The following is a 22892-nucleotide window of genomic DNA, read 5'->3' as shown; positions in this document are numbered from 1 at the left end:
TCCCAGCAGATTCTGCGCCTCCACTTTAGGCGCTGCGTTCGTAGACAGCGCGTTCGTATCACAGGCAGTACAACCAGGAAGAGACACAAACTTTGAGCAGCCATTACGACGTCCTTGGAGTCTCGCCGGAGGCTACCGGCGAGGAAATCAAGAAGGCCTACCGCAAGCTTGCACGTACCCTGCACCCTGACGTGAACTCTGGTCCTGATGCTTCCGACAAGTTTAAGGCAGTAACACACGCCTATGAGGTGCTTTCGGACCCGCAAAAACGCCGTGTATATGACACAACAGGCAACGAGAACGGTACGGACAACGGCTATGGCGGCGGCTACGCGGGCCAGGGCTTCGCGTTCCAGGACATTTTCGACACCTTCTTCGGCGCCGGCGGCTCAGCCGGGCCTGCCTCCCGTGTCCGCCGGGGGCAGGACGCTCTCATCAGCGTCCGCATCGACCTGCGGGACGCAGTATTCGGTGTAAACAAAAAGCTCGAAGTCGACACCGCTGTAACCTGCCCCAGCTGCGAGGGCTCGTGCTGCCGGCCCGGCACCCACCCGGTCCGCTGCGACATCTGCGGCGGAAGCGGACAAGTGCAGCGTGCCGTGCGCTCCATTCTGGGACAGGTCATGACCGCTGCCCCTTGTGGCTCCTGTGAAGGCTTCGGCACGATCATCAAGGACCCCTGCAACGAGTGCAACGGCCAAGGCAGGATCCGCAGCCGTCGTTCCATGACCGTCAAGGTTCCCGCGGGCGTGGCCACTGGTACAAGGATCCAGTTGTCCGGCCAGGGAGAAGCAGGTCCCGCCGGCGGCCCCTCTGGCGATCTGTACGTGGAGATCAGGGTCAACGCAGACCCCACCTACCTGCGCGAAGGCGACGACCTTCATGCCACCCTCAATATCCCCATGACCGCTGCTGCCCTGGGCACCGAAATCACCCTTGAGACCTTCGACGGCGAGCAGGAGATCGACGTCAAGGCAGGGACCCAGTCCGGCGAGATCATTACGCTCCGCGGCCTGGGAGTCACCCACCTTCGGGGATACGGACGCGGGGACCTCAAGGTGCACCTACAGGTTGAGACACCGACCCGCCTGGATCCTGCACAGGAAGAGTTGCTCAGGAAGCTTGCCAAGCTGCGGGGGGAACAGTTCACTGAGGGCAAGCTGGCCGCCAGCGGCGGGGTTTTCGCGAAACTGCGGGACCGGCTCGGTAACCTGTAGCAGTGAGCAACCCGGTCTTTTTTACCCCTGCTGGAACCCTCGACGGACAACAACCGGGTTCACACTTTGTTCTCGAGGGACCTGAAGCCCGTCATGCTGTCACAGTCAAACGGCTGGCAGTGGGGGAGCCTGTGGATATTGCGGATGGTTCAGGCAAACGCATGACCGGAATCGTCACCGCTGCCGCTCCAGCCGAGCTGACCGTGGAATGCAGGACCCTGGAGGTCGAGGACCCGCCCGGTATCCGGCTGGTCCTTGTCCAGGCCCTGGCAAAGGGGGACCGCGATGAGCTTGCAGCGGAAACCGCCACTGAGCTGGGAATTGATGCTGTTATTCCCTGGCAGTCCGAACGCTCGATAGTCCGCTGGAAAGGCGAGCGTGCAGCTAAGGCCCATGCGAAATGGCAATCAGTGGTGACGGCGGCAGCCAAGCAGGCGCGACGGGCATGGATCCCTGAAGTACGCGACGCCGTTGACACTGCCGGTCTTCAGCGGACTGTTTCCGCGGCTGATCTCGCCATCATCCTGCATGAGGATGCTGTGCGGCCCCTGCGGCAGGTCCTGGAAACCTGGCGCAACTCCGGCCTTGCACCTGGAGATGGTGAGGGCAATGGGGACGGTGCCAGCGAAGTGCTCCTGATTGTGGGCCCGGAAGGTGGAATCAGCCCGCGGGAAGTGACAAAGCTGTGTGATGCCGGGGCAGTAACCGCCTTGCTTGGCCATCATGTGTTGCGTTCCTCCACAGCTGGCCCGGCCGCTACGGTCCTGGCCAGCGATGTGCTGGGACGCTGGTAGCAGCAGCCATTGAATGGCGGCGGCTTGGTGGAGCCGTTGCCTAGCGGACGACAAAGCCCCGGCTGTCCACATTGACTTCTGAATCGCCTTGCGTGGACAGGATCCGGGACACCCGAAGTTCGTATTTGCCAGGGCCGAGGTTCACTGACAAAGCAAAGATCCCCGACTGGGAAGGATCCGCGGAGGCGGTGACTTCCCCGCTGAGATACGACGTCTTGTCGCTGTTTCCCTCCACCCGGAGGATGCGCCAGCGGAGCTTGTTTCCGGGGCTGGTGCTTCGCCCGTTGATCTTAACAACCCCCTCTGGAAGTTCAGTGCCTTCCTGGGGGTCGATGATCCAGACTGGGGCTACCATTCCTGTGCTCCGGGACATGGGAGCACCCAGCCTGATGTGGTCAAAGCCGAGATAGCCGGTATGTCCGTCCACGAGCACCACAACCTGAAGCTGCTGATTGCTGTCAATCAGGCCGGCGCTGGCGCCCGCCGCCGTCGCCGTGAACACAAGCTGCTGGATGGCGCGATCGGCCGTGTCGGCATCAAGGTTGCTGTTGAACGCATCGGCGGAAACGTCCACGGTGATAACGTTTTTCCCCGAAATGGAGGTGGCCAGCTCCTTCGGATTTTGCCACGGCGTGAAAAAGTCAGGATCCAGGGGTTCTTCCGACATCATGGCCCGGAGGGCACTCGTCACAGGGTTTTCCTGATCGGGGACATCGCGGAACTCCCGGTAAAGAAAGAAGTCGTCGTTGCTTCGGCCTACCCAGTAGACAGGAGCCTTGTTCGATGCATTTGTTGTCTCAAGCGGGGCACTTGTGGTGGGCAGCTCGCCCGTGGCGGGAGCCGACGTCGACACGGCCGCGTTACCACCGTCGGTGGGTCCCGGCTGGGGATCGGCGATGCAACCGGACAGGGCCAAGGCAGCCCCAAGCACAAGCGGCAGGAGGGCAGCGCGAACTTGCACCTTCCCTGTCGGGTGCTTCTCCATCAGTTGGCTCTTTCCCATAGTTCGTTTTCTGGCAGCGGGAGCTCCAAGCATGCGCCGTTTACCGCCATTTCCAGCATTACATACGGGTGTCCGCAGCCTCTCAGGATTACCGCCCAGGCCGGTAACTGCAACGGGAACGATATGAGGACGATGCGAAGTTGATACCTAATTGCGGGAACACGTCACGGAACTGCAGCCGCAGTCACTTCAGGGCTGCGTGCGGGACGCGTCTCTGGCGTAAGATAAGAAGACTCGGCTGAGCCGGGAGTTGCCGACCCAACGATTCCAAACTGGAGGGGACCAGAGGCCCGCGGGCCATCATTATGACTGAAGCAGCGAACGGAAGGTCCCGGACCAGCGCCGGCGAACAAACCCCCAGCGAATTTCCCCACACCCTTCCGGGCATCCGGACAGAGGTCATTGTTTTTGACAACTCAGAACAGATGGTTCAGTCACTCGGCAGCCACGACGAAGCCCTGCGTTTCATCGAGGACCAGTTTCCCGGCGTTGACTTCCACGTCCGCGGCAATGAGTTGTCCTTCAGCGGACCTTCGGATGACGTTCCGCGGATCCTCCGTTTGCTGAACGAAGTCAACGGTCTGGTGGCCAGGGGAACGGTGATCACGCCGGCAGTCCTCCAGCAGCTCGTTTCCCTGCTCCGGAGCCAGTCGCTGCAGAACCCTGTTGAGGTGTTGACCCATAACATCCTCTCAAGCAGGGGGAGGACCATCAGGCCCAAAACGCTGAACCAGAAAAACTACGTGGATGCCATCGATGCCAACACAGTGATTTTCGGGATCGGGCCGGCAGGGACAGGCAAGACGTACCTGGCCATGGCTAAGGCGGTTCAGGCGCTTCAGCAGAAGGAAGTCACCCGGATCATTCTGACCAGACCTGCCGTGGAGGCAGGCGAGCGGCTGGGTTTCCTTCCCGGGACTCTCAGCGACAAGATCGATCCGTACCTGCGCCCCCTTTACGACGCCCTGCACGACATGATCGACCCCGAGTCCATTCCCCGGCTCATGGCTGCGGGCACCATCGAAGTTGCACCCCTGGCCTACATGCGCGGGCGCACACTCAATGACGCCTTCATCATTCTTGACGAGGCGCAGAACACCACCCCTGAGCAAATGAAGATGTTCCTTACGCGCCTCGGCTTCGGCTCCAAAATGGTGGTGACCGGAGATGTCACCCAGGTGGACCTTCCGTTCGGCACCCGGTCAGGGCTGCGGATCGTCGAAGAGATCCTGCACGGCATCGATGACGTCAACTTTTCGGTGCTGGACGCCTCCGACGTCGTACGGCACCGGCTTGTCGGTGACATCGTGAACGCATACAGCATTTGGGACGAAGTCCAGCGGAACCGCGTCAAGCACACGGTGCCCCGCGAGAAGCGGGCGGAGCATTCATGAGCATAGAAATCAACAATGAGTCCGGAGTGAAGGTGGACGAGGAGCAGCTCGTGGCCCTTTCGCGCTACATATTTGAGCGTCTCTTCATTCATCCCCAAGCGGAGCTGTCGGTTCTGCTTGTGGACGAGGAAGCCATGGAAAAGCTGCACATCGAGCTCATGGACGAACCCGGCGCCACTGACGTCCTGTCGGTGCCCATGGATGAGCTGACTCCAGGAACGCCGGATAAGCCCACACCGCAGGGCATGCTCGGAGATATCGCCATCTGTCCGCAGGTGGCTGAAGTCCAGGCGCGCCATGCAGGTCATTCGACGCAGGATGAGATGTTGCTCCTCGCCACTCACGGGATCCTCCACCTGTTGGGGTATGACCACGAGGACCCTGAGGAGAAGGCTGAGATGTTTGGCCTGCAGCGAGAGCTTCTGACCGGGTTCACCGGCAAAGAGGCCCCGGTCGAGACGACTCAGTGACGCCCCTGATTCTTGTGGGCATGGCCGTGGTCTTTCTGGGCATGGCTGCCCTGCTCACGGCAGCAGAAGCCGCATTCAATTTCCTTCCCCGGCACGACGCCGAGCAGGCTCTGCTCAGGAGCCGTAATCCGGCACTGCAACGCATCCTCGCACAGCCCGTTTCGCATATCCGGGCATTGCGCTTCTGGCGCGTCTGGTTCGAGATGGCGGCCGCTGTGGCGGTTGCCGTCCTGCTCCACAGCGTCCTCGACAGCATCTGGCTGGCCGGGCTGGCCGCGACGGGCATCATGGCGGTTGTGGGTTTTGTCATCGTGGGCGTCTCCCCCCGCCAGCTCGGTCGGGTCCATTCCGGTGGAGTGGTGAGGTTCACTGCGCCGCTGATCCGTTCCCTCTGCTGGGTGCTTGGTCCCATTCCCGGCTGGCTGGTGAAGCTCGGAAGCGCCGTGGCACCAGGATCATCGAACGGTGACGAAGCCTTCTTCAGTGAAGAGGAATTCCGCGAGCTGGTGGACCGTGCGACCGAGTCGGATGTGATTGAGGACAACGAGGCGGAACTCATCCAGTCGGTATTCGATTTTGGCGACACCCTGGTCCGCGCCGTCATGGTTCCCCGGACCGACATCGTCAGCATCGACGCCGGCTCCAGCCTTCGGCGGGCAATGTCGCTGTTCCTGCGCTCGGGGTATTCCAGGATGCCGGTGATCCGGGACAACACGGATCAGATCCTGGGAATCATCTATTTGAAGGACGTCGCCGCTGCCCTGCACGAACTGGGACCAGACGATGAACCGCCTACCGTGGATGACCTCGCCCGGGAAGTCCGGTACGTTCCGGAGTCCAAACAGGTCAGCGATCTTCTCCGCGAGCTGCAGAAGGAATCCACCCATGTTGCCATTGTTATTGATGAGTACGGCGGCACCGCCGGTCTGGTGACCTTGGAGGACCTCATCGAAGAAATTGTGGGCGAAATCGTTGACGAATACGACACCGAGTCGGCCGAGGCCGTTGAGCTCGGGGACGGCAGCTACCGTGTCAGTGCCCGGATGAGCATTGATGATCTCGGTGAGCTGTTTGACATAGAACTCGACGACGACGAAGTGGACACCGTCGGTGGACTGCTGGGTAAGGCCCTGGGGAGGGTTCCGATCGTCGGAAGCGCCGTGACGGTGGATGGTGTCTCGCTCCGGGCTGACCGCCTTGAGGGCCGCCGCAACCGGGTAAGCCACATCATTGCGGCTCCGGTGCCAAAGGAAGAAACTGACCATAACGAGCTTCTCGACGAGGCCGAATCAACGCAACAGGGAGTGCCACGTGAGCAAGCAGAATAAGGCCGATGCCGGGGATGCCTACGGCGGCTTCCGGGCCGGTTTCTCGGTTCTGGTCGGAAGGCCCAACGCAGGCAAATCAACACTGACCAACGCCCTGGTGGGTAAAAAGGTTGCCATCACCTCGGCCAAGCCGCAGACAACACGGCACACCATCCGGGGCATTGTCCATCGTGAGGACGCGCAGCTGATCCTTGTGGACACACCTGGTCTTCACCGCCCCCGCACCCTGCTGGGCAAACGACTCAACGACCTTGTGGCCGATACCCTGGCCGAGGTAGACGCCATTGGTTTCTGCCTTCCGGCCAATGAAAAAATCGGTCCCGGCGACAAGTTCATCGCCGCCCAGCTTGCCGCCGTCGGAAAGAAGCCGATCATTGCGATCGTCACCAAGGCGGACCTGGTGGACCGGCAGGCCCTGACAGAGCAATTGTTGGCCGTCGCCGCGCTTGGGCGGACTGTCCTGGGGGAAGAGGGCTGGAAAGACATCGTGCCCGTATCGGCAACAGACGGCTTCCAGGTGGGTACGGTCGCTGACGTCCTCATCAGCCACATGCCGCCGTCGCCTCCCCTCTACCCTGATGGTGAACTGACGGATGAACCGGAAGCCGTCATGGTGGCCGAGCTGATTCGTGAGGCGGCCCTTGAAGGCGTGCGGGATGAACTTCCCCACTCGCTTGCTGTTGTGGTGGACGAAATCGTTCCACGGGAAGGCCGACCTGAAGACAGCCCTTTCCTTGACGTCCGCGTAAACCTGTACGTCGAGCGTCCGTCGCAGAAGGCCATCATCATCGGCAAGGGAGGTGCTCGGTTGCGGGAAGTCGGCACCAACGCCCGAAAGGGAATCGAAGCGTTGCTGGGCACCCGGATCTACTTGGATCTCCATGTCAAAGTCGCTAAGGACTGGCAACGGGATCCCAAGCAATTGGTCAAGCTCGGTTTCTGACTCGTCTCAGGAACGGACCGCTTAGCCGCGCGGCGCTTCGTGCACGCCCGGCTTTTTCCCAGTCTCAGCCCCTAAGATGGGGCGGATCATGTTTTTACAGGAAGGTACATTCAGTGGTGCAAGGCCGCGATGACAGCGCAGACAGGCCCAACGGGTCACGCTCCGACGCCGCCGCCAGGCACTCGGAACATGCCGGCCTCGGTGCCGCCCGCCACCTTGGTTCCACCCGCCACATGCCCGCATGGCTCAAGGTCACAACGGGTATCGTATCGGTTTTCCTTGTGGGCGGACTCGCGTTTGCCGCCTTCTGGGTGATCCGGCTCCAGGGCAACATTGAAAAGGCGCCGCTGAGTGCGGGTAACCAAAAAACCGAGGAACCGGTCAACGACGCGACCGACAGGATGCAGATCCTCATCCTTGGTTCAGACACCCGGGACGGAAAGAACGCCGAATACGGAACCGCAGAAGATTCGTCTGGCTACGGACAGTCCGACGTCATGATGATGATGGACATCTCCGCAGACAACAAACGCGTCAGCGTCATCAGCTTTCCCAGGGACCTGCTCGTTGACATTCCTGAGTGCACGGATCAGAAAACCGGAAACGTCTTCCCGGAGCGACAGAGCGCGATGATCAATGAGGCGATGGCCCAGGCCGGGATCGGGTGCGCCGTTGATACCGTGAACAAGCTGACCGGCCTGGAGATCGATCACTTCATGATGGCCGACTTCAACGCTGTGAAGGAACTTTCCAACGTGGTGGGCGGCGTGGACGTCTGCGTCAGCGACCCCGTCTTCGATCCCGACTCGCGCCTCCGCCTGCCGAAGGGGACTTCCCAAGTCCAAGGTGAGCAGGCCCTGGCGTTCCTCCGGACGCGCCACGCCTTCGAAACGGGCGGTGACCTTGGCCGGATCAAGGCCCAACAGGGCTTCCTGTCCTCTCTGACCCGCAAGATCAAGGACGACGGCACCCTCTCCGATCCCGGAAAGCTGCTGAAGATCGCGGACACCGTCACGCAGAACCTCACCGTGGACGACGGCCTGGCCTCAGTTCCTGCCCTCCTCACCATCGCCAACCGGCTCAAGACCATCGATGTCAGTAAGGTTGCGTTTGTGGCCACCCCAACTGAGCAAGCGGCTAGCGACATTAATCGACTGCAACTCGCTCAGCCGAACGCGTCCCAGCTTTTCGCAGGCCTGCGAAATGACATTGACCTCACTGATCCGACAGCGAGTCCGTCACCCACGCCAACCCCCACCGGTTCAGGGACGACGCCGCCTGTGGCAACCACTCCGCCCGCACCTGCCCCGCCGGCTTATGACAAGACCGCTCAGCCGGTATCCGTAGCAAACGGTACGGGCGTGCCCGCACGGGCACAGGAGATTGTCCAGGCGATTGTTGGTGGAGGGTTTACCCAGACAACCCAGTTTGTTGCCGAACCGACCGACACCACCATGGTTTACTACGGGGCCGAGTATGCGGACGTTGCCGCCGACATTGCAGCCCTGCTTGGTATCCCGTCCGCCCAGGTTGCTCCTTCACTAGGGGTTCCAGGCGTGCAGGTGTACTTGGGCGCAGACTTCACCACAGGTACCAAATTTGGCTCGGTCACGATTCCGCCTGACATCGTCAATCAGACCGCTGGGGACACCGTCTGCCAGCAGGTCAATCCTCCGTACATCGACGGCTAGCCTCAGACCACCTACCGCTGGGAACTCCGACGGCGGCGCGCCCCCGAGTGGCCCGCCGCCGTCGTTTTCAGCCGCCGTCGCAATCAGCGTGGTGGCTTACTACCAGATACTGACGCGCTCCGCGGGAGAAAGCCACATCCCGTCCTGCTCGGTGACCTCGAACGCGGTGTGGAAGGCATCGAGGTTCTTTGCGATGGCATTCGTGCGGAACTCATTGGGGGAGTGGGGGTCGGTCGCTAGTCGGCGGATTGCCTCTTCTGACCTGATGACCTGCCGCCAGCCTGCCGCCCAGGAAGCAAAAAAGCGCTGCTCTCCGGTGAAACCATCCAGGACTGGCGCTTCCTCGCCGTTCAAGCTGAGGAGGTAGGCCTTGTATGCGATGGTCAGCCCGCCAAGATCACCGATGTTCTCGCCAAGAGTCAGCTTGCCGTTGACTTTGTGCTCCGGCGCAGCCAGGGGGGACAAAGCATCGAACTGCGCGACGAGCTTGGCTGTCAGAATCTCGAACGCCTTTCGGTCATCCTCGCTCCACCAGTTGCGGAGGGCCCCACCGCCATCGAACTGCGACCCCTGGTCATCGAATCCGTGGCCGATCTCGTGGCCGATCACCGCGCCGATCCCACCATAGTTGACGGCGTCATCGGCGTCGGCAGTGAAGAACGGCGGCTGCAGGATGGCCGCAGGGAAGACGATTTCGTTCAGCATCGGGTGGTAGTAGGCGTTGACCGTCTGGGGCGTCATGAGCCACTTGTTCCGGTCCACCGGCTTTCCCACCTCGTCCAGATGCCGTTCGACGTCTGCGTTGTGCGCGCGTTCGACGTTTCCAAGGAGATCCGCGGGATCGATCTCCACTGCCGAGTAATCGATCCACTCGTCCGGGTATCCGATCTTCGGCCGGAACGCGTCCAGCTTCTTGAGCGCCTCCAGTTTGGTTTCCTCGCCCATCCACTGCAAGTCCGTAATGCTCTGCCGGTAGGCCTCGATCAGGTTGGAGACCAGTGTCTGCATCCTGGCTTTATGGGACTCAGGGAAGTGCCGGGATACGTAGATCTGGCCCACTGCTTCACCAAGTGAGGCCTCGACGACGGCGACTCCGCGCTTCCAGCGGTCCTTGTTCCGTGGAGTGCCGCTGATGGTTGTGCCATAGAAAGCGAAGTTGGCATCCACGAACTGCGCTGAGAGGTAAGGGGCGGCTGAACCAACCACGCGCATCGCGAGCCATTCCTGCCAGGCTTCCAGGGACTCAGAGTCAAGGAGGGAAGCCGCACCCACGAAGAAATCAGGAGTGCTCACCACAATCTCCGTGCGTTTCTCAGGTGCGATCGCAGCCGCATCGAACCACGTGCCGATCAGCGGAAAAAGCTGGTTGGCCTCTACTGCACTCTTAAGGTTGTACGTTTTCTGCGGATCACGGAGGGTGACGTTGTCCCAGTGGTGGGAGGCCAGGGCTGTTTCCAAAGCAACCACCCGTGAAGAGGCTCCCTCCGGGTCCGCGATCCCTGCCATGCCAAGCATGGTCTGGACGTGCTCCCGGTAGGCGTTGACTATCGGGGCGAATTTCTCCTCCCGGTAGTACGACTCGTCGGGAAGGCCAAGACCGCCCTGCCCCGTGTAGAGAAGGATCCGATCCGGGTTGCCGGCATCGGGGGCGGGGTAGATGTAGAACAGGCCACTGACGTCTGACCGGAAGAGCCGTCCTGCCAGTGCAATAAGCTCCGCGGGAGACGTTGTCGAGAAAATGGCTGCCAGGCGTTCCCTGATGGGATCCAGGCCCTTGGCCTCCACTGTTTCTTCATCCATGAAGCTCTTGTAGAGGTCTCCGACTTTCTGTTCTATCCCGGTCGCCTCCGCTCCCCGGTTGGCGGCTTCCTCAATGATTGCCCTGACGGCCAGTTCCGAACCGTCGCGAAGTGCGGTGAAGGTACCTTCAAGGGGTCTGTCGTCCGGAATCGTCGTGCTCTTAAGCCAGGCGCCGTTAATGTGCTGGTACAGGTCATCCTGTGGGCGGACGCTATGGTCGATGTTGGACAGGGCAATCCCCGAGTTTGGCACAGGTGCTCCTTCTAGAGAGGGCTGCAGCGGTGCGGTCACCGGTACAGCGTCTGCATGGTGGACGTTGCGGAGGGTGTTGCACCTTCATCTTACGCACCCGTGTTACTGTGAAATGGTGCGCGCAGAACTGCTCCTTCTTAGCTGCCGTGGCGAGGCCTCAGACGCAATCTAGCTCAAGGCCACCCTCGCTGCGGAGTTTGTGTTGCCCGGCCACCCTTTCATCAAGAACCAGAAAAGGCCACGATACTGATGCGAAACGCACAAAAGCCCTCAGGTATGCCCGTCCACCGCTACCTGCCGTTCCATGAGCAGATCACCGTCGATCTGCCGGACCGCACCTGGCCGGACAAGAGAATTAACAAGGCGCCGCGCTGGTGTGCCGTTGATCTCCGTGATGGCAACCAGGCACTGATCGACCCCATGAGCCCGGCCCGGAAAATGAAGATGTTCGACCTGCTGGTCCGCATGGGCTACAAGGAGATCGAAGTTGGTTTTCCTTCCGCTTCCCAGACGGACTTCGACTTTGTCCGCCAGCTCATCGAAGGCAACCACATCCCGGACGACGTCACCATCCAGGTACTCACACAGGCGCGCGAACACCTGATCGAGCGGACCTACGAATCACTGGTCGGCGCCAAGCAGGCCATCGTCCACCTGTACAACTCAACGTCGGTCCTGCAACGGCGCGTTGTCTTCAACCAGGACGAAGACGGGATTCTGGACATCGCCCTTCAAGGCGCCCGCCTGTGCAAGAAGTACGAGGAAACCCTCCTTGATACCGCTGTGACCTACGAATATTCCCCCGAATCCTTCACAGGCACGGAGCTGGAGTACGCGGTGCGCGTCTGTAATGCTGTCGCTGACGTCTTTGAAGCTTCGGCCGACCGTCAGGTGATCATCAACCTGCCTGCGACCGTGGAGATGGCCACCCCTAACGTGTACGCGGACTCGATTGAATGGATGAGCCGGCACCTGCACCCCCGGGAGGGAATCATCCTCTCGCTGCACCCGCACAACGACCGCGGCACTGGTGTTGCCGCTGCTGAGCTGGGCTATCTGGCCGGCGCGGACCGCATCGAAGGATGCCTGTTCGGCAACGGCGAGCGGACCGGCAACGTGGACCTCGTGACACTGGGCCTGAACATGTTCGTACAGGGCATCGACCCCATGATTGATTTCTCCGACATCGACGAGATCCGCAGGACCGTCGAGTACTGCAACCAGCTTCCCGTCGCCGAGCGTTCCCCGTACGGCGGCGACCTGGTCTTCACCGCATTCTCGGGCTCCCACCAGGACGCCATCAAAAAGGGATTCGAGGCATTGGAGAAGGAAGCTGCGGCAGCAGGCAAGGACGTCACCGACTTCACCTGGCAGGTCCCGTACCTGCCCGTGGATCCCAAGGATCTGGGCCGCAGCTACGAAGCCGTTATCCGGGTGAACTCCCAGTCCGGCAAGGGCGGCGTGGCGTACCTGCTGAAGAACGAGCACAGCCTGGATCTTCCGCGACGTGCCCAGATCGAATTCTCCGGAGTCATTCAGCGCCAGACGGATACCGTTGGCGGCGAAGTGAGCGGCGCGCAGCTCTGGAAGCTCTTCCAGGACGAGTACCTGCCCTCCACCGAATCCGGCAACCAGTGGGGACGCTATTCCCTCGGCTCCTTCAGCACCGAAGTTGACGAGTCCGGTGACATGACACTGCACGCCACCCTGAACATCGACGGTGTTCAGGTCCGCCGTACCGGCAGCGGCAATGGCCCCATCGCAGCCCTACTGAACATCCTGAGCGAAGACGGTGTGGATGTGCGTGTTCTGGACTACAGCGAGCACGCCTTGTCTGAAGGCGGAAACGCGATGGCAGCCGCCTATGTGGAGGCTGCAGTGGGGGAGCGGGTCCTGTGGGGCATTGGTATCGACTCGAACACCAGCATGTCTTCGCTGAAGGCTGTGATCTCTGCCGTAAACCGGGCCGTCCGCGACGCCCAAGCCTGAGAATCCGAGCCCAAGCTTGAGAACCCCGGGTGTGCCGCAGCAGTTATACTGCGGCACACCCTGACTCCCGGCCTGTTTAGGCCAGGACGGTGCGAAGATTAACTGTGGCCTACCAATCGTTTGCGGCGCGCTCCTACCGGGATGACGCTGTAGTTCTGCGCACCCATAAGCTCGGTGAAGCTGACCGCATCATCACGCTGCTCACCAAGCACCACGGGCAGGTCCGTGCAGTGGCCAAAGGCGTACGGCGCACCAGCAGCCGCTTTGGCGCGCGGCTGGAACCGTTTATGGTTGCGGATCTGCAGCTTATATCCGGACGTTCGCTCGATATCGTCACCCAGGCAGTCGCTAAGGGTGCCTACGGCGGCAACATTGCCGCAGACTACGGCCGTTACACCGTGGCGGCTGCCATGACCGAAACCGCGGAAAAGCTGACGGACGTCGACGGCGAAGCGGGAACCGCGCAGTACAACCTGCTGGTCGGTGCGCTGGCCTCCTTGAGCCGCGGTGACCATTCTCCCGAACTGATCCTGGACTCCTACCTGCTCCGGGCCCTGGCCACCGGCGGATGGGCGCCAAGCTTTACCCAATGTGCCCGCTGCGGCGCAGCAGGTCCGCATACAGCTTTCTCCGCTCCTTTGGGCGGGATGGTCTGCGGAAACTGCCGCCCCCCGGGTTCGCCTGCGCCTGCGGCCGAAACAGTGTTGCTGCTTGGTGCTTTGCTGACAGGTGACTGGGCGACGGCCGATGCATCGCTGAGCGTCCACCGCAGGGAATCAGCGGGTTTGGTGGCAAGCTACCTGCAATGGCATCTTGAACGTGTACTGAAATCCCTCAAACATGTGGAGCGAACGTAACTTGGCTTTGGGAAATAAAAGAAAAACGGTCCGCCAGCGAACCGCTCCGGTCATCAGCCCCTATCCCCATCCTTCCGGAGCGCTCCCACCGGCCATTCCTTCCGAGTTCATCCCACGCCACGTGGCAATTGTCATGGACGGTAACGGTCGTTGGGCCAACCAGCGGGGGTTGCCAAGAATCGAAGGGCACAAGGCCGGCGAACCCGCCTTGCTTGACGTGATGGCCGGCGCCATCGAGCTGGGTATAGAGCACGTGAGCGTGTATGCGTTTTCGACGGAAAACTGGCGGCGGTCTCCCGAGGAAATCCGGTTCCTGATGGGTTTTAACAAGGATGTGCTGCGTCGCCAGCGAAACCAGCTGGATGACTGGGGAGTGCGGGTACGCTGGTCCGGCCGCCGCCCGAAGCTTTGGGGTTCCGTGATCCGCGAACTTGAGGAAGCCGAGGAGTACACCCGTGGCAACAGCACCTGCACGTTGAACATGTGTGTTAATTACGGCGGGCGGGCGGAAATCGCAGACGCTGTCGCGGCTATTGCCGAGGATGTGGCGGCCGGTCACCTCAAGCCGTCGGCCATCAACGAGAAGACCATCCAGAAGTACCTGGACGAACCTGACCTGCCTGACGTCGATCTGTTCCTCCGAAGCTCGGGGGAGCAGCGGCTGTCCAACTTCATGCTCTGGCAGTCCGCCTACGCGGAGTTCGTCTTTATGGATACGCTCTGGCCTGACGTTGACCGCCGGACCCTGTGGGACGCCGTCGAAATTTACGCAAAGCGGGACCGCCGCTACGGTGGCGCAGTGGACGCCGCCGCGACGTAGGGCCGCAACTTGAGGCAGCCGCCGAACCACGCCCGCTCCTGTGGGTGCTATTGATCTTGATCCTGGACGTACCCGCGGATCCAACGGGAAAGACGGACATAGGCATCCTCACGAATCTTGGGCGGGGAGAGGAACACGTCATGGAGGCCACCCTCGATGCGTTCAAGGGTGACCGACCTTCCCAATGCCAACGCGCGGATGGCGATCGCGTTGACATCGAGCACGGCGTCCGTCCTGCGCATCTCCTCGGTCCAGAAGAGGCCGTTGGCGCTGGCCCCGGAGAGCAGGACCAGTATGGGTATTTCGATACCAAGGCCGCGGGCCACCTGCGCGTGTCCGGCCAGAACTGCACTCAACCAGCCTGCCCTGACAGGGAATGCCATGGGTGGCCTGTACTTGTCATCGAGGGCCCACTCGCCCTCAGCGGTGTTGCTGATGCTGCGCCAGTAGAAGCCACGTTCCGGCAGGCGGAGAACGGCTTCGGGCTTGAAACGGGCGATTGGTTCCACCATGGTCCAGGCGACGCGCCTGACGAGGGTGCTCCCGTGCATCTCGAGCCAGGGGCTGTTGAGGACCAGTTGCCTTGCCGCTCCCGGATGCCTGCTCACCCACAGTGCGGCGACCAGCCCGCCGGCTGAATGCCCCATCAGGGTCAACGACGGCGGAGGGGAATTCCGCGATCCCAGCGCGTTGATAATGCCGATGGCCTGGGCGATTTCGGGGTCGTAATCGGCAAGGTCAGCGACATATCCGCCGGGAATCCCCTCCTGCAGGCTTCGGCCGTGGTTGTGCATATCGAGGGCGAAGAATTCGAATCCCTTGCCATACCAGAAGGCAGCAAGTTCAACGTTGAAGAAGTAGTCGCTCCACCCATGCAGGAAGAGGACAGCCCGCCGTTGAAGGCGTAATTCAGCTTCAACACCCGCAGGGGAATAGCGGATGAGGGTGGCAGTCCGCTCTGTCCCGTCGTCACCCCGTGCCTGGAAGCTGTATGACTGGAAGTCCGCGCCGAGGATGTCTGGTCTCCATTCCATGGCACCAGCCTAGGCATCGAGCGGGAAGTCAGGGAGTGGAGAAGCCCGTCCAGTTTGGTCTGGACCCCTCGAAGCGGAAAACTAGAGGCATGCGCGTATACCCAACTTTCTTCCGGCTGGCCTTTTCTTGGATGGACGCCGAACGCGCCCACAAAATCGGCTTCCGTGCCATCAGGCTCGTCCATGCAACCGGTGCCGGCAAGGCACTGTACAAGTTCACGGCGCCGGCGCCCTCTTTGGAAACCAAGGCATTCGGCCTGACCTTTCCGTCGCCCTTTGGCCTGGCAGCCGGTTTCGACAAGGAAGGACTGGGCATTGAAGCGCTCAGCGAACTTGGGTTTGGGCATGTGGAGGTTGGCACCATCACCGGCCAGGCCCAGCCGGGTAATGAGAAACCCCGCCTCTTCCGTCTGGTCGAGGACCGCGCGGTGATAAACCGCATGGGGTTCAACAACGACGGCGCGTCCGCCGTAGCTCCACGGTTGCGGTCAGCGCGGGCGGCTTTACAGAGGAGGCATCCCGGTGTACGCCCCTTGATCGGTGTCAACATCGGCAAGAGCAAGGTGGTGGAACTCGAGGACGCCACCGAGGATTACCTCCTCAGCGCCCGCAACCTTGCGCCGGCAGCTGACTACCTCGTGGTGAACGTCAGCTCTCCGAACACTCCGGGCCTGCGGCTGCTCCAGAATGTGGAAACACTGCGGCCGCTGCTGAAGGCAGTGGGTGAGACGGCAGACCAGGCCGCAGGGCGGCACATCCCGCTGCTGGTGAAGATCGCCCCGGATCTCAGCGACGAGGATATCGACGACGTCGCCCGCCTCGCCCTTGACCTGAAACTGGATGGCATCATCGCCACCAACACCACCATCGGCCGTGAGGGGCTTGCAACCGCTCCTGAGCAGGTAGCTGAGTGCGGAGCCGGCGGTCTCTCAGGAGCCCCCCTTAAGGGCCGGTCATTGGATGTGTTGCGCCGTCTAAGCAGTGCAACGGAAGGAAAGCTCACGCTCATCGCCGTCGGGGGAGTGGAGACAGCCCAGGACGTCCGGGAGCGGCTGGACGCCGGGGCAACATTGGTCCAGGGCTACACGGCCTTCCTGTATGAAGGACCGTTCTGGGCAGCACACATCAACAGGCAGCTCGCTAAATTATGAACGGGTCCGCGAAAAGGGTGTATTGCCCCTGGTAGCGGCAACCTCCAGGACAAAGAAGGAAGCCCCGGTGGATTTTCCGCCGGGGCTTCGCTTTCCCTGTTCCAACCCTCAAACCGAGGGGATGGCCGTCAGGAGGGGTACTCGCCGCGGCTGACCAGCGGCTTTGGGAGGCGCAGCTTACGGAACTGCAGGGAGCGCATGGACCCGTACCAGACGGTTCCGCGCTCCGGTTCACCGAACTTTTCAGTGAGGCGCTTCCGCAGCTTCCTGGACAGGATGAAGACGTCGACGAAAACTGCAAGGAACATGACCCAGAACCCTACGAGGACGTAGACCATCAGTTCGCTGCTTGCAGGGATGAGCAATGACACGATGACGAACACGAGAGCTCCGAACATCAGGTACTCGCCAAGGCTGAAGCGTGCGTCCACGTAGTCCCGGGCGTAGCGCTTCTGCGGGCCCTTGTCGCGCAGCGGCAGGAACCTCTCATCGCCGGTATCCAGGGCGCGGCGCATTTTCAGTCGCTGTTCCTGTACGGCAGCGCGCTCGGCGGCCTTTGAGGCTTTGCGGTCTTCAGGCACCAACGGCCGCTTGCGTGCGGCTTCCTGTGCCTTGCGCTTGGGCGTCGGCGTGCCCTTGCCAACGGCTGCGTTCTGCCGGGCCTCAGCCTCGGCTGCCTGCTGATCAACTACGTCTTGCGCCAATGGCGCTTCTTTTCTACGTCCAAACACCACTACAGAATACCCTGAGGGCGATGTCACTGATGTTCTCCATCTGAACCGTCACTGCCGCCCGGCGGGTCACTGTCAGGGCCTGAATTTCCGCACCAGAGGAAGGGGCTGGCCGGTTTGTCGTCGTCTAGTACAGCGGTAGTGTGTGGCCATGACATCAACTCCCGCCCAGCTCTCACAGACCTCGAGTAAGCCCCTGGACGAAACCCGGATTGAAGACCTCAAACGTGCAGTGGACGATGCTTTTGAGGCAACTGTGGAGAAACTCAAGAACCTTGTCAGCATCCCTGGGATTGCCTGGCCGAGCTTCGATCCCGCAGAACTGGACCGCAGCGCCAAGCATGTTGCGGAACTGGTGAGCCAGGCGGGCCTCAGCGACGTCCAGATCCTCCGCTGCGACAAGGAGGACGGAACGCCTGGCGGACCGGCCGTCGTCGCACGCCGGAAAGCCGGTCAGGGCAGGCCAACGGTCCTCCTTTACGCACATCACGACGTCCAGCCCCCCGGGGATGCCGGCCTGTGGAAATCAGAGCCCTTCACCGCCGTCGAACGTGACGGCCGTCTCTTTGGACGCGGTGCCGCCGATGACAAAGCAGGAATCATGGCGCACATAGCGGCTTATTCCGCCGTCTCAGAAGTTCTGGCGGATCAGTTCGGACTGGGAGTCACGTTCTTCTTTGAAGGTGAGGAGGAAGCCGGTTCCCCCACTTTCAGGGCCTTCCTCGAAAAGCATCGTGAGTTGCTCCGCGCCGATGTCATAGTGGTTGCCGATTCCAGCAACTGGAAAGTCGGAATTCCGGCCCTGACGACGAGCCTGCGGGGGCTGGTGGACGGCACGGTGGAAGTCCAGGTCCTCGAACATGCCGTCCACTCAGGTATGTTCGGTGGCCCGGTCCTTGACGCACCAACTCTGCTGTCCCGCATCATCGCCACGTTTCATGATGAGGACGGGAATGTCGCCATTGAAGGGCTGGTGGGTGGGGACGAGGTTGCGGTGGACCTCACGGAGGCGGAGTACCGCGCCGACGCTTCGGTGCTCGACGGCGTGAGGCTCGCAGGTACGGGGAGTATCGCATCCCGGTTGTGGACCAAGCCTTCGCTCTCCATCATCGGTTTTGATGCACCGGGAGTGGACGTGGCTTCCAATACCCTCCTGCCGAGGGCGAAAGTAAAGTTCAGCCTTCGCCTGGCTCCCGGCCAGGACCCCGATCAGGCCATGGAGGCCGTCCGGAAACATGTAGAGACCAACCCTCCTTTCGGCGCGCGCGTTGTGTTCACCCCCGGGGAACAGGGGAACTCCTTCCTCACGGACACCGGTTCCGCAGCTGCCCGCAAGGCAATGTGGGCCTTGGGTGAGGCATGGGGTGTTCCTGCTGTTGAGATGGGGATCGGCGGCTCTATCCCGTTCATCGCAGACCTCACCGAGCTTTACCCGAACGTCCAGATCCTGGTGACGGGCGTTGAGGATCCGGATTCCCGGGCCCACAGCGCCAACGAGTCCCTTCATCTTGGTGATTTCCGCAATGCGGTTGTCGCAGAGGCGCTCCTGCTGGCAACTCTTAATCACGAAGGCCTGGCGTAAAGGGAGTGATCAGGGCCCGTAAATCAGTCTCCGGGAACATTCAGGTCCTAAGAACGGTTACGTCTGAAGTTAGAGCTAGAGCACTGCGCGACGTAGCATTAGCTATAGCCCATACCGTTTCCCCGGGGCGGACAAGGCGACAGCCTGGTCGCCACCATGTTGCAAGAAGGTAGGCCAATGAGTACTACGACCAATGAAAACAGCATCGAATCCACGGAGATCACCGGCGAGGAGCTGGCCAGCCACGAGGTCAAGCTGACCGACGTCGCTGCCGGCAAGGTCCGCAGCCTCTTGGAGCAGGAAGGCCGCACCGACCTTCGACTGCGCGTGGCCGTCCAGCCCGGCGGCTGCTCAGGGCTTATCTACCAGCTGTACTTTGACGAGCGGATCCTGGACGGCGATGCCGTACGCGATTACGACGGTGTCGAGGTAGTGGTTGACAAGATGAGTGTCCCCTACCTCAGCGGTGCCAGCATCGACTTCGAGGACACCATCGCGAAGCAGGGTTTCACCATCGACAACCCTAATGCCGGAGGCTCCTGCGCCTGCGGCGATTCGTTCCACTGACCGGAAATACGGTCCACTTCACCGTGCCCCGGCGACCGGTTTAAACCGGCGCCGACGCACGGTGCAGTCATGTGGGCGAAAACCCCCGGGGAGCGGTAAGCTCTACACCGAGTAGTAAAACTTTTCGTGTGCCCGGGGGCTTAGACAGCCCGGGCGACAGCAACAAGTAGGAAGGGCCGTCTGTGAGTTCGCAGAACCGAACCGGCAGCCGACGCAAAAAGATCTCTTCGATCACAGGCTTGGCATTAGCCGGCGCGTTGGCTTTGACTGGATGTTCACCAGAGGTACAGAAGGGGTGGCTGCCCACCGAGCGTGGCACCACCAATCACACTGACCGAATCATGGACCTCTGGGTCAACTCATGGATAGCCGCATTGATCGTCGGCGCCATCACGTGGGGTCTGATGATCTGGTGCATCGTCGCTTACCGTCGCCGGAAGGGCACGGTTGGATTTCCCCGGCAGACGAGCTTCAACCTTCCACTGGAAGTCTTCTACCTCACCATTCCGTTGTTCATGGTGCTGGTGTTCTTTTACTTCACCGACCGCGATCAGCAGGCGATCGATGACAGGTCCCAGCCGGCCGACGTCGTGGTGGATGTCCGCGGAAAGCAGTGGGCGTGGGATTTCAACTACAAGGCTGGCGAGGTCATCAATGAAGACCTCCACGAAGCCGGCGTCCAGGCCCACCTGACCGGTGAGGAAGTGGACAAGGAGAAGCTCCCTACTCTCTACCTGCCGGTCAACAAGTCTGTAGACCTCGAGCTCAACGCCCGCGACGTTATCCACTCCTTCTGGGTGCCGGCCTTCCTTCAGAAGCGCGACATGATTCCGGGCAGGACCAACTACATCCGGTTCACGCCTACCAAAGAAGGAACGTACGACGGCAAGTGCGCCGAGCTTTGCGGGGAATACCACTCCGAAATGCTGTTCCGCGTGAAGGTTGTCTCTGAATCCGAATTCCAGGCCCATATGGACCAGCTGCGCCAGGATGGCAACACAGGGCTCCTCGGCGAAGAGTACGACCGCAATCCCAACCTGAACGAAATTAAGTAAGGGGAGCGACCGTGGCTACGTACACTCAATCGCCCGCCGGGATCCTCGAAGCTCCCGTAGTTCCTAAGTCCAAGGGACGCATCGTCGTCAACTGGATCACCTCGACTGACCACAAGACCATCGGGTACATGTACCTGATCGCGTCCTTCGTGTTCTTCTGCTTTGGTGGCGTCATGGCGCTGCTTATCCGCGCAGAACTGTTTGAACCGGGTATGCAGATCCTGCAGACCAAGGAACAGTACAACCAGCTCTTCACCATGCATGGAACCGTGATGTTGCTGATGTTCGCAACGCCATTGTTCGCCGGCTTCACCAATGTCATCATGCCCCTGCAGATCGGCGCCCCTGACGTTGCCTTCCCCCGCCTGAATGCCCTGGCCTTCTGGTTCTTCCTGTTCGGCTCCACCATTGCGGTGTCCGGCTTTATCACCCCGCAGGGCGCCGCGTCCTTTGGCTGGTTTGCGTACGCCCCGCTGTCCAACACCACCTTCAGCCCCGGCATCGGCGGCGACCTGTGGGTGTTCGGCCTGGCGCTCTCGGGTTTCGGCACCATCCTCGGAGCCGTTAACTTCATCACCACCATCATCTGCATGCGTGCTCCCGGCATGACCATGTGGCGTATGCCCATCTTTACCTGGAACGCCCTTGTCACGTCCATCCTCGTGCTGATGGCGTTCCCGCCGCTGGCGGCAGCGCTGTTCGCCTTGGGTGCGGACCGTAAGTTCGGTGCACACATCTTTGACCCGGAGAACGGCGGAGCTGTGCTTTGGCAGCACCTGTTCTGGTTCTTCGGCCACCCTGAGGTGTACATCATCGCCCTGCCGTTCTTCGGCATCGTCTCGGAGATCTTCCCGGTCTTCAGCCGCAAGCCGATCTTCGGCTACAAGGGCCTGGTCTACGCTACGATCGCAATTGCCGCTCTCTCTGTGACCGTGTGGGCCCACCACATGTACGTGACGGGCTCGGTTCTGCTGCCGTTCTTCGCCTTCATGACCATGCTGATCGCCGTCCCCACCGGGGTGAAGTTCTTCAACTGGATCGGCACCATGTGGCGCGGATCCATCACGTTCGAAACCCCCATGCTGTGGAGCATCGGGTTCCTGGCAACGTTCCTCTTCGGCGGTCTGACGGGCATTATCCTGGCTTCACCGCCGCTGGACTTCCACGTTTCCGACTCGTACTTTGTGGTGGCGCACTTCCACTACGTGGTCTTCGGCACCGTTGTGTTCGCTATGTTCGCCGGCTTCTACTTCTGGTGGCCCAAGTGGACCGGCAAGATGCTGAACGAACGCTTGGGCAAGATCCACTTCTGGCTCCTGTTCCTGGGCTTCCACGGCACGTTCCTCATCCAGCACTGGCTGGGCGTTGAAGGTATGCCGCGCCGCTACGCGGACTACATGCCCCAGGACAACTTCACCTGGATGAATCAGTTCTCCACGATTGCCTCATTCGTTCTCGGTGCGTCACTGATCCCGTTCTTCTGGAACGTTTACATCACCTGGCGCAGCACCGAGAAGGTCGAAGTGGATGACCCTTGGGGCTTCGGGGCCTCACTGGAGTGGGCTACCTCGTGCCCGCCGCCGCGGCACAACTTCACCTCACTGCCGCGGATCCGTTCGGAGCGTCCGGCCCTGGATCTGCACCACCCGGAGCTATCCCAATCCCATACCGTTGAGTCTCCGGCACCCGCTGCGGCGACGCTCGGTAACGCCGACCAGAAGGACGCCTCAAAGTGAAGATCGAATCATGGATATTTGGAGCCGGAGTGTTTTTCTTCGTCCCGGTCTCGCTGATTTACGGTTTCCTCACTCAGTGGTCTGAGTGGGTGGGTATCCTCGGCATTCTTCTCGTGGGCGGTCTTGCCGGCATGATCGGTGCCTATCTTGGCTTCACTGGTAAGCGGGTCGGTTTGCGGCCGGAAGACCGGGCTGACGCTGAGATCCACGAGGGTGCTGGCGAACAGGGCCACTTCAGTCCCTGGAGCTGGTGGCCGCTCGTACTGGGCCTGGCCTGCGCGGCTGGCTTCCTGGGCCTTGCTGTCGGCTTCTGGATTGTATTCATAGCAGCGGGACTTGCCACAGTAGCCCTCGTTGGCTGGGTGTTTGAGTACAGCCGAGGCGACCACGCCCACTAGCCTTGAGGCGCAAGTGTTATAGATGTACGACGGCGGGCCCCACCTTTTGGTGGGGCCCGCCGTGTTTAAGACCTTCGCCT

20 protein-coding genes are annotated in these 22892 nt (G+C 61.2%); 16 read left to right on the top strand and 4 right to left on the bottom strand.

Annotation, left to right across the window (positions count from 1 at the left end; genetic code table 11):
- Positions 1 to 92 precede the first annotated feature (92 nt).
- Complete coding sequence (gene dnaJ / locus RIN13_RS11050) at positions 93 to 1217, top strand: molecular chaperone DnaJ (RefSeq protein WP_309107382.1); 1125 nt, start codon at positions 93 to 95, stop codon at positions 1215 to 1217.
- 2 nt (positions 1218 to 1219) lie between these two features.
- Entirely contained in the window at positions 1220 to 2011 is a 792-nt protein-coding gene (locus RIN13_RS11045; protein WP_309107381.1) for a 16S rRNA (uracil(1498)-N(3))-methyltransferase, read from the top strand.
- 40 nt (positions 2012 to 2051) lie between these two features.
- Here RIN13_RS11045 and RIN13_RS11040 read toward each other — a convergent pair whose 3' ends face one another.
- Entirely contained in the window at positions 2052 to 3014 is a 963-nt protein-coding gene (locus RIN13_RS11040; RefSeq protein WP_309107380.1) for a GerMN domain-containing protein, read from the bottom strand.
- 305 nt (positions 3015 to 3319) lie between these two features.
- On the opposite strand from RIN13_RS11040, the gene RIN13_RS11035 reads away from it, so the two are divergent.
- The 5 genes from RIN13_RS11035 to RIN13_RS11015 all read left to right on the top strand — a co-directional run bounded on the left by RIN13_RS11035 (position 3320) and on the right by RIN13_RS11015 (position 8840).
- Positions 3320 to 4408: a PhoH family protein gene (locus tag RIN13_RS11035; RefSeq protein ID WP_309107379.1), complete on the top strand. Its 1089-nt coding sequence runs from the start codon at positions 3320 to 3322 to the stop codon at positions 4406 to 4408.
- Complete coding sequence (gene ybeY / locus RIN13_RS11030; protein WP_309107378.1) at positions 4405 to 4878, top strand: rRNA maturation RNase YbeY; 474 nt, start codon at positions 4405 to 4407, stop codon at positions 4876 to 4878. The genes RIN13_RS11035 and ybeY overlap by 4 nt, the downstream gene beginning before the upstream one ends.
- Positions 4875 to 6206, top strand: coding sequence for a hemolysin family protein (locus tag RIN13_RS11025; protein ID WP_309107377.1), 1332 nt, complete (start codon positions 4875 to 4877; stop codon positions 6204 to 6206). The genes ybeY and RIN13_RS11025 overlap by 4 nt, the downstream gene beginning before the upstream one ends.
- Positions 6190 to 7149 carry a GTPase Era gene (era, locus tag RIN13_RS11020; protein WP_309107376.1) on the top strand — a complete coding sequence of 320 codons (960 nt, stop codon included), beginning with the start codon at positions 6190 to 6192 and terminating at the stop codon, positions 7147 to 7149. The genes RIN13_RS11025 and era overlap by 17 nt, the downstream gene beginning before the upstream one ends.
- 113 nt (positions 7150 to 7262) lie before the next feature.
- Entirely contained in the window at positions 7263 to 8840 is a 1578-nt protein-coding gene (locus RIN13_RS11015) for an LCP family protein (protein WP_375164762.1), read from the top strand.
- A gap of 99 nt (positions 8841 to 8939) precedes the next feature.
- On the opposite strand, the gene RIN13_RS11010 is transcribed toward RIN13_RS11015, so the two are convergent.
- A complete protein-coding gene (locus RIN13_RS11010; RefSeq protein ID WP_309107375.1) occupies positions 8940 to 10892 on the bottom strand; it encodes a M13-type metalloendopeptidase in 1953 nt (650 codons plus the stop codon).
- Positions 10893 to 11141: 249 nt separating this feature from the next.
- Between RIN13_RS11010 and leuA the strand changes: the two genes are divergently transcribed.
- The 3 genes from leuA to RIN13_RS10995 all read left to right on the top strand — a co-directional run bounded on the left by leuA (position 11142) and on the right by RIN13_RS10995 (position 14558).
- Positions 11142 to 12881, top strand: a complete 1740-nt coding sequence (gene leuA, locus RIN13_RS11005; RefSeq protein ID WP_309107374.1) for a 2-isopropylmalate synthase — start codon at positions 11142 to 11144, stop codon at positions 12879 to 12881.
- A 104-nt stretch (positions 12882 to 12985) separates the two neighbouring features.
- Positions 12986 to 13738, top strand: coding sequence for a DNA repair protein RecO (gene recO, locus RIN13_RS11000; RefSeq protein WP_309107391.1), 753 nt, complete (start codon positions 12986 to 12988; stop codon positions 13736 to 13738).
- Position 13739: 1 nt separating this feature from the next.
- Positions 13740 to 14558: an isoprenyl transferase gene (locus RIN13_RS10995; RefSeq protein ID WP_309107373.1), complete on the top strand. Its 819-nt coding sequence runs from the start codon at positions 13740 to 13742 to the stop codon at positions 14556 to 14558.
- 47 nt (positions 14559 to 14605) lie between these two features.
- Here RIN13_RS10995 and RIN13_RS10990 read toward each other — a convergent pair whose 3' ends face one another.
- Positions 14606 to 15592: an alpha/beta hydrolase gene (locus RIN13_RS10990; protein WP_309107372.1), complete on the bottom strand. Its 987-nt coding sequence runs from the start codon at positions 15590 to 15592 to the stop codon at positions 14606 to 14608.
- Positions 15593 to 15681: 89 nt separating this feature from the next.
- Between RIN13_RS10990 and RIN13_RS10985 the strand changes: the two genes are divergently transcribed.
- Positions 15682 to 16743: a quinone-dependent dihydroorotate dehydrogenase gene (locus tag RIN13_RS10985; protein WP_309107371.1), complete on the top strand. Its 1062-nt coding sequence runs from the start codon at positions 15682 to 15684 to the stop codon at positions 16741 to 16743.
- A gap of 128 nt (positions 16744 to 16871) precedes the next feature.
- Here RIN13_RS10985 and RIN13_RS10980 read toward each other — a convergent pair whose 3' ends face one another.
- Entirely contained in the window at positions 16872 to 17474 is a 603-nt protein-coding gene (locus RIN13_RS10980) for a DUF3043 domain-containing protein (RefSeq protein WP_309107370.1), read from the bottom strand.
- A 151-nt stretch (positions 17475 to 17625) separates the two neighbouring features.
- Between RIN13_RS10980 and RIN13_RS10975 the strand changes: the two genes are divergently transcribed.
- The 5 genes from RIN13_RS10975 (at position 17626) to RIN13_RS10955 (ending at position 22812) form a co-directional block, all read left to right on the top strand.
- A complete protein-coding gene (locus tag RIN13_RS10975; RefSeq protein WP_309107369.1) occupies positions 17626 to 19056 on the top strand; it encodes a dipeptidase in 1431 nt (476 codons plus the stop codon).
- Positions 19057 to 19233: 177 nt separating this feature from the next.
- Positions 19234 to 19623 carry an iron-sulfur cluster assembly accessory protein gene (locus RIN13_RS10970; protein WP_247040460.1) on the top strand — a complete coding sequence of 130 codons (390 nt, stop codon included), beginning with the start codon at positions 19234 to 19236 and terminating at the stop codon, positions 19621 to 19623.
- A 182-nt stretch (positions 19624 to 19805) separates the two neighbouring features.
- Positions 19806 to 20678, top strand: coding sequence for a cytochrome c oxidase subunit II (gene coxB, locus RIN13_RS10965; protein ID WP_309107368.1), 873 nt, complete (start codon positions 19806 to 19808; stop codon positions 20676 to 20678).
- Positions 20679 to 20689: 11 nt separating this feature from the next.
- The gene (ctaD, locus tag RIN13_RS10960) at positions 20690 to 22414 is read left to right on the top strand and encodes a cytochrome c oxidase subunit I (protein ID WP_309107367.1); all 1725 of its coding nucleotides are present in this window, start codon (positions 20690 to 20692) and stop codon (positions 22412 to 22414) included.
- Positions 22411 to 22812, top strand: a complete 402-nt coding sequence (locus tag RIN13_RS10955) for a cytochrome c oxidase subunit 4 (RefSeq protein ID WP_309107366.1) — start codon at positions 22411 to 22413, stop codon at positions 22810 to 22812. The genes ctaD and RIN13_RS10955 overlap by 4 nt, the downstream gene beginning before the upstream one ends.
- Positions 22813 to 22892 lie beyond the last annotated feature (80 nt).

The organism is Arthrobacter sp. (genome assembly GCF_031179985.1).
Lineage (GTDB): Bacteria > Actinomycetota > Actinomycetes > Actinomycetales > Micrococcaceae > Arthrobacter.
This window is presented reverse-complemented; position numbering and strand designations above follow the sequence as displayed.

Excerpts from the sequence above, each read along its gene's own strand:
- RIN13_RS11040 (WP_309107380.1), bottom strand. The coding sequence starts at position 3,014 with ATGGGAAAGAGCCAACTGATGGAGAAGCACCCGACAGGGAAGGTGCAA.
- RIN13_RS11035 (WP_309107379.1), top strand. The coding sequence starts at position 3,320 with ATGACTGAAGCAGCGAACGGAAGGTCCCGGACCAGCGCCGGCGAACAA.
- ybeY (WP_309107378.1), top strand. The coding sequence starts at position 4,405 with ATGAGCATAGAAATCAACAATGAGTCCGGAGTGAAGGTGGACGAGGAG.
- leuA (WP_309107374.1), top strand. The coding sequence starts at position 11,142 with ATGCGAAACGCACAAAAGCCCTCAGGTATGCCCGTCCACCGCTACCTG.
- RIN13_RS10990 (WP_309107372.1), bottom strand. The coding sequence starts at position 15,592 with ATGGAATGGAGACCAGACATCCTCGGCGCGGACTTCCAGTCATACAGC.
- RIN13_RS10985 (WP_309107371.1), top strand. The coding sequence starts at position 15,682 with ATGCGCGTATACCCAACTTTCTTCCGGCTGGCCTTTTCTTGGATGGAC.
- RIN13_RS10975 (WP_309107369.1), top strand. The coding sequence starts at position 17,626 with ATGACATCAACTCCCGCCCAGCTCTCACAGACCTCGAGTAAGCCCCTG.
- RIN13_RS10970 (WP_247040460.1), top strand. The coding sequence starts at position 19,234 with ATGAGTACTACGACCAATGAAAACAGCATCGAATCCACGGAGATCACC.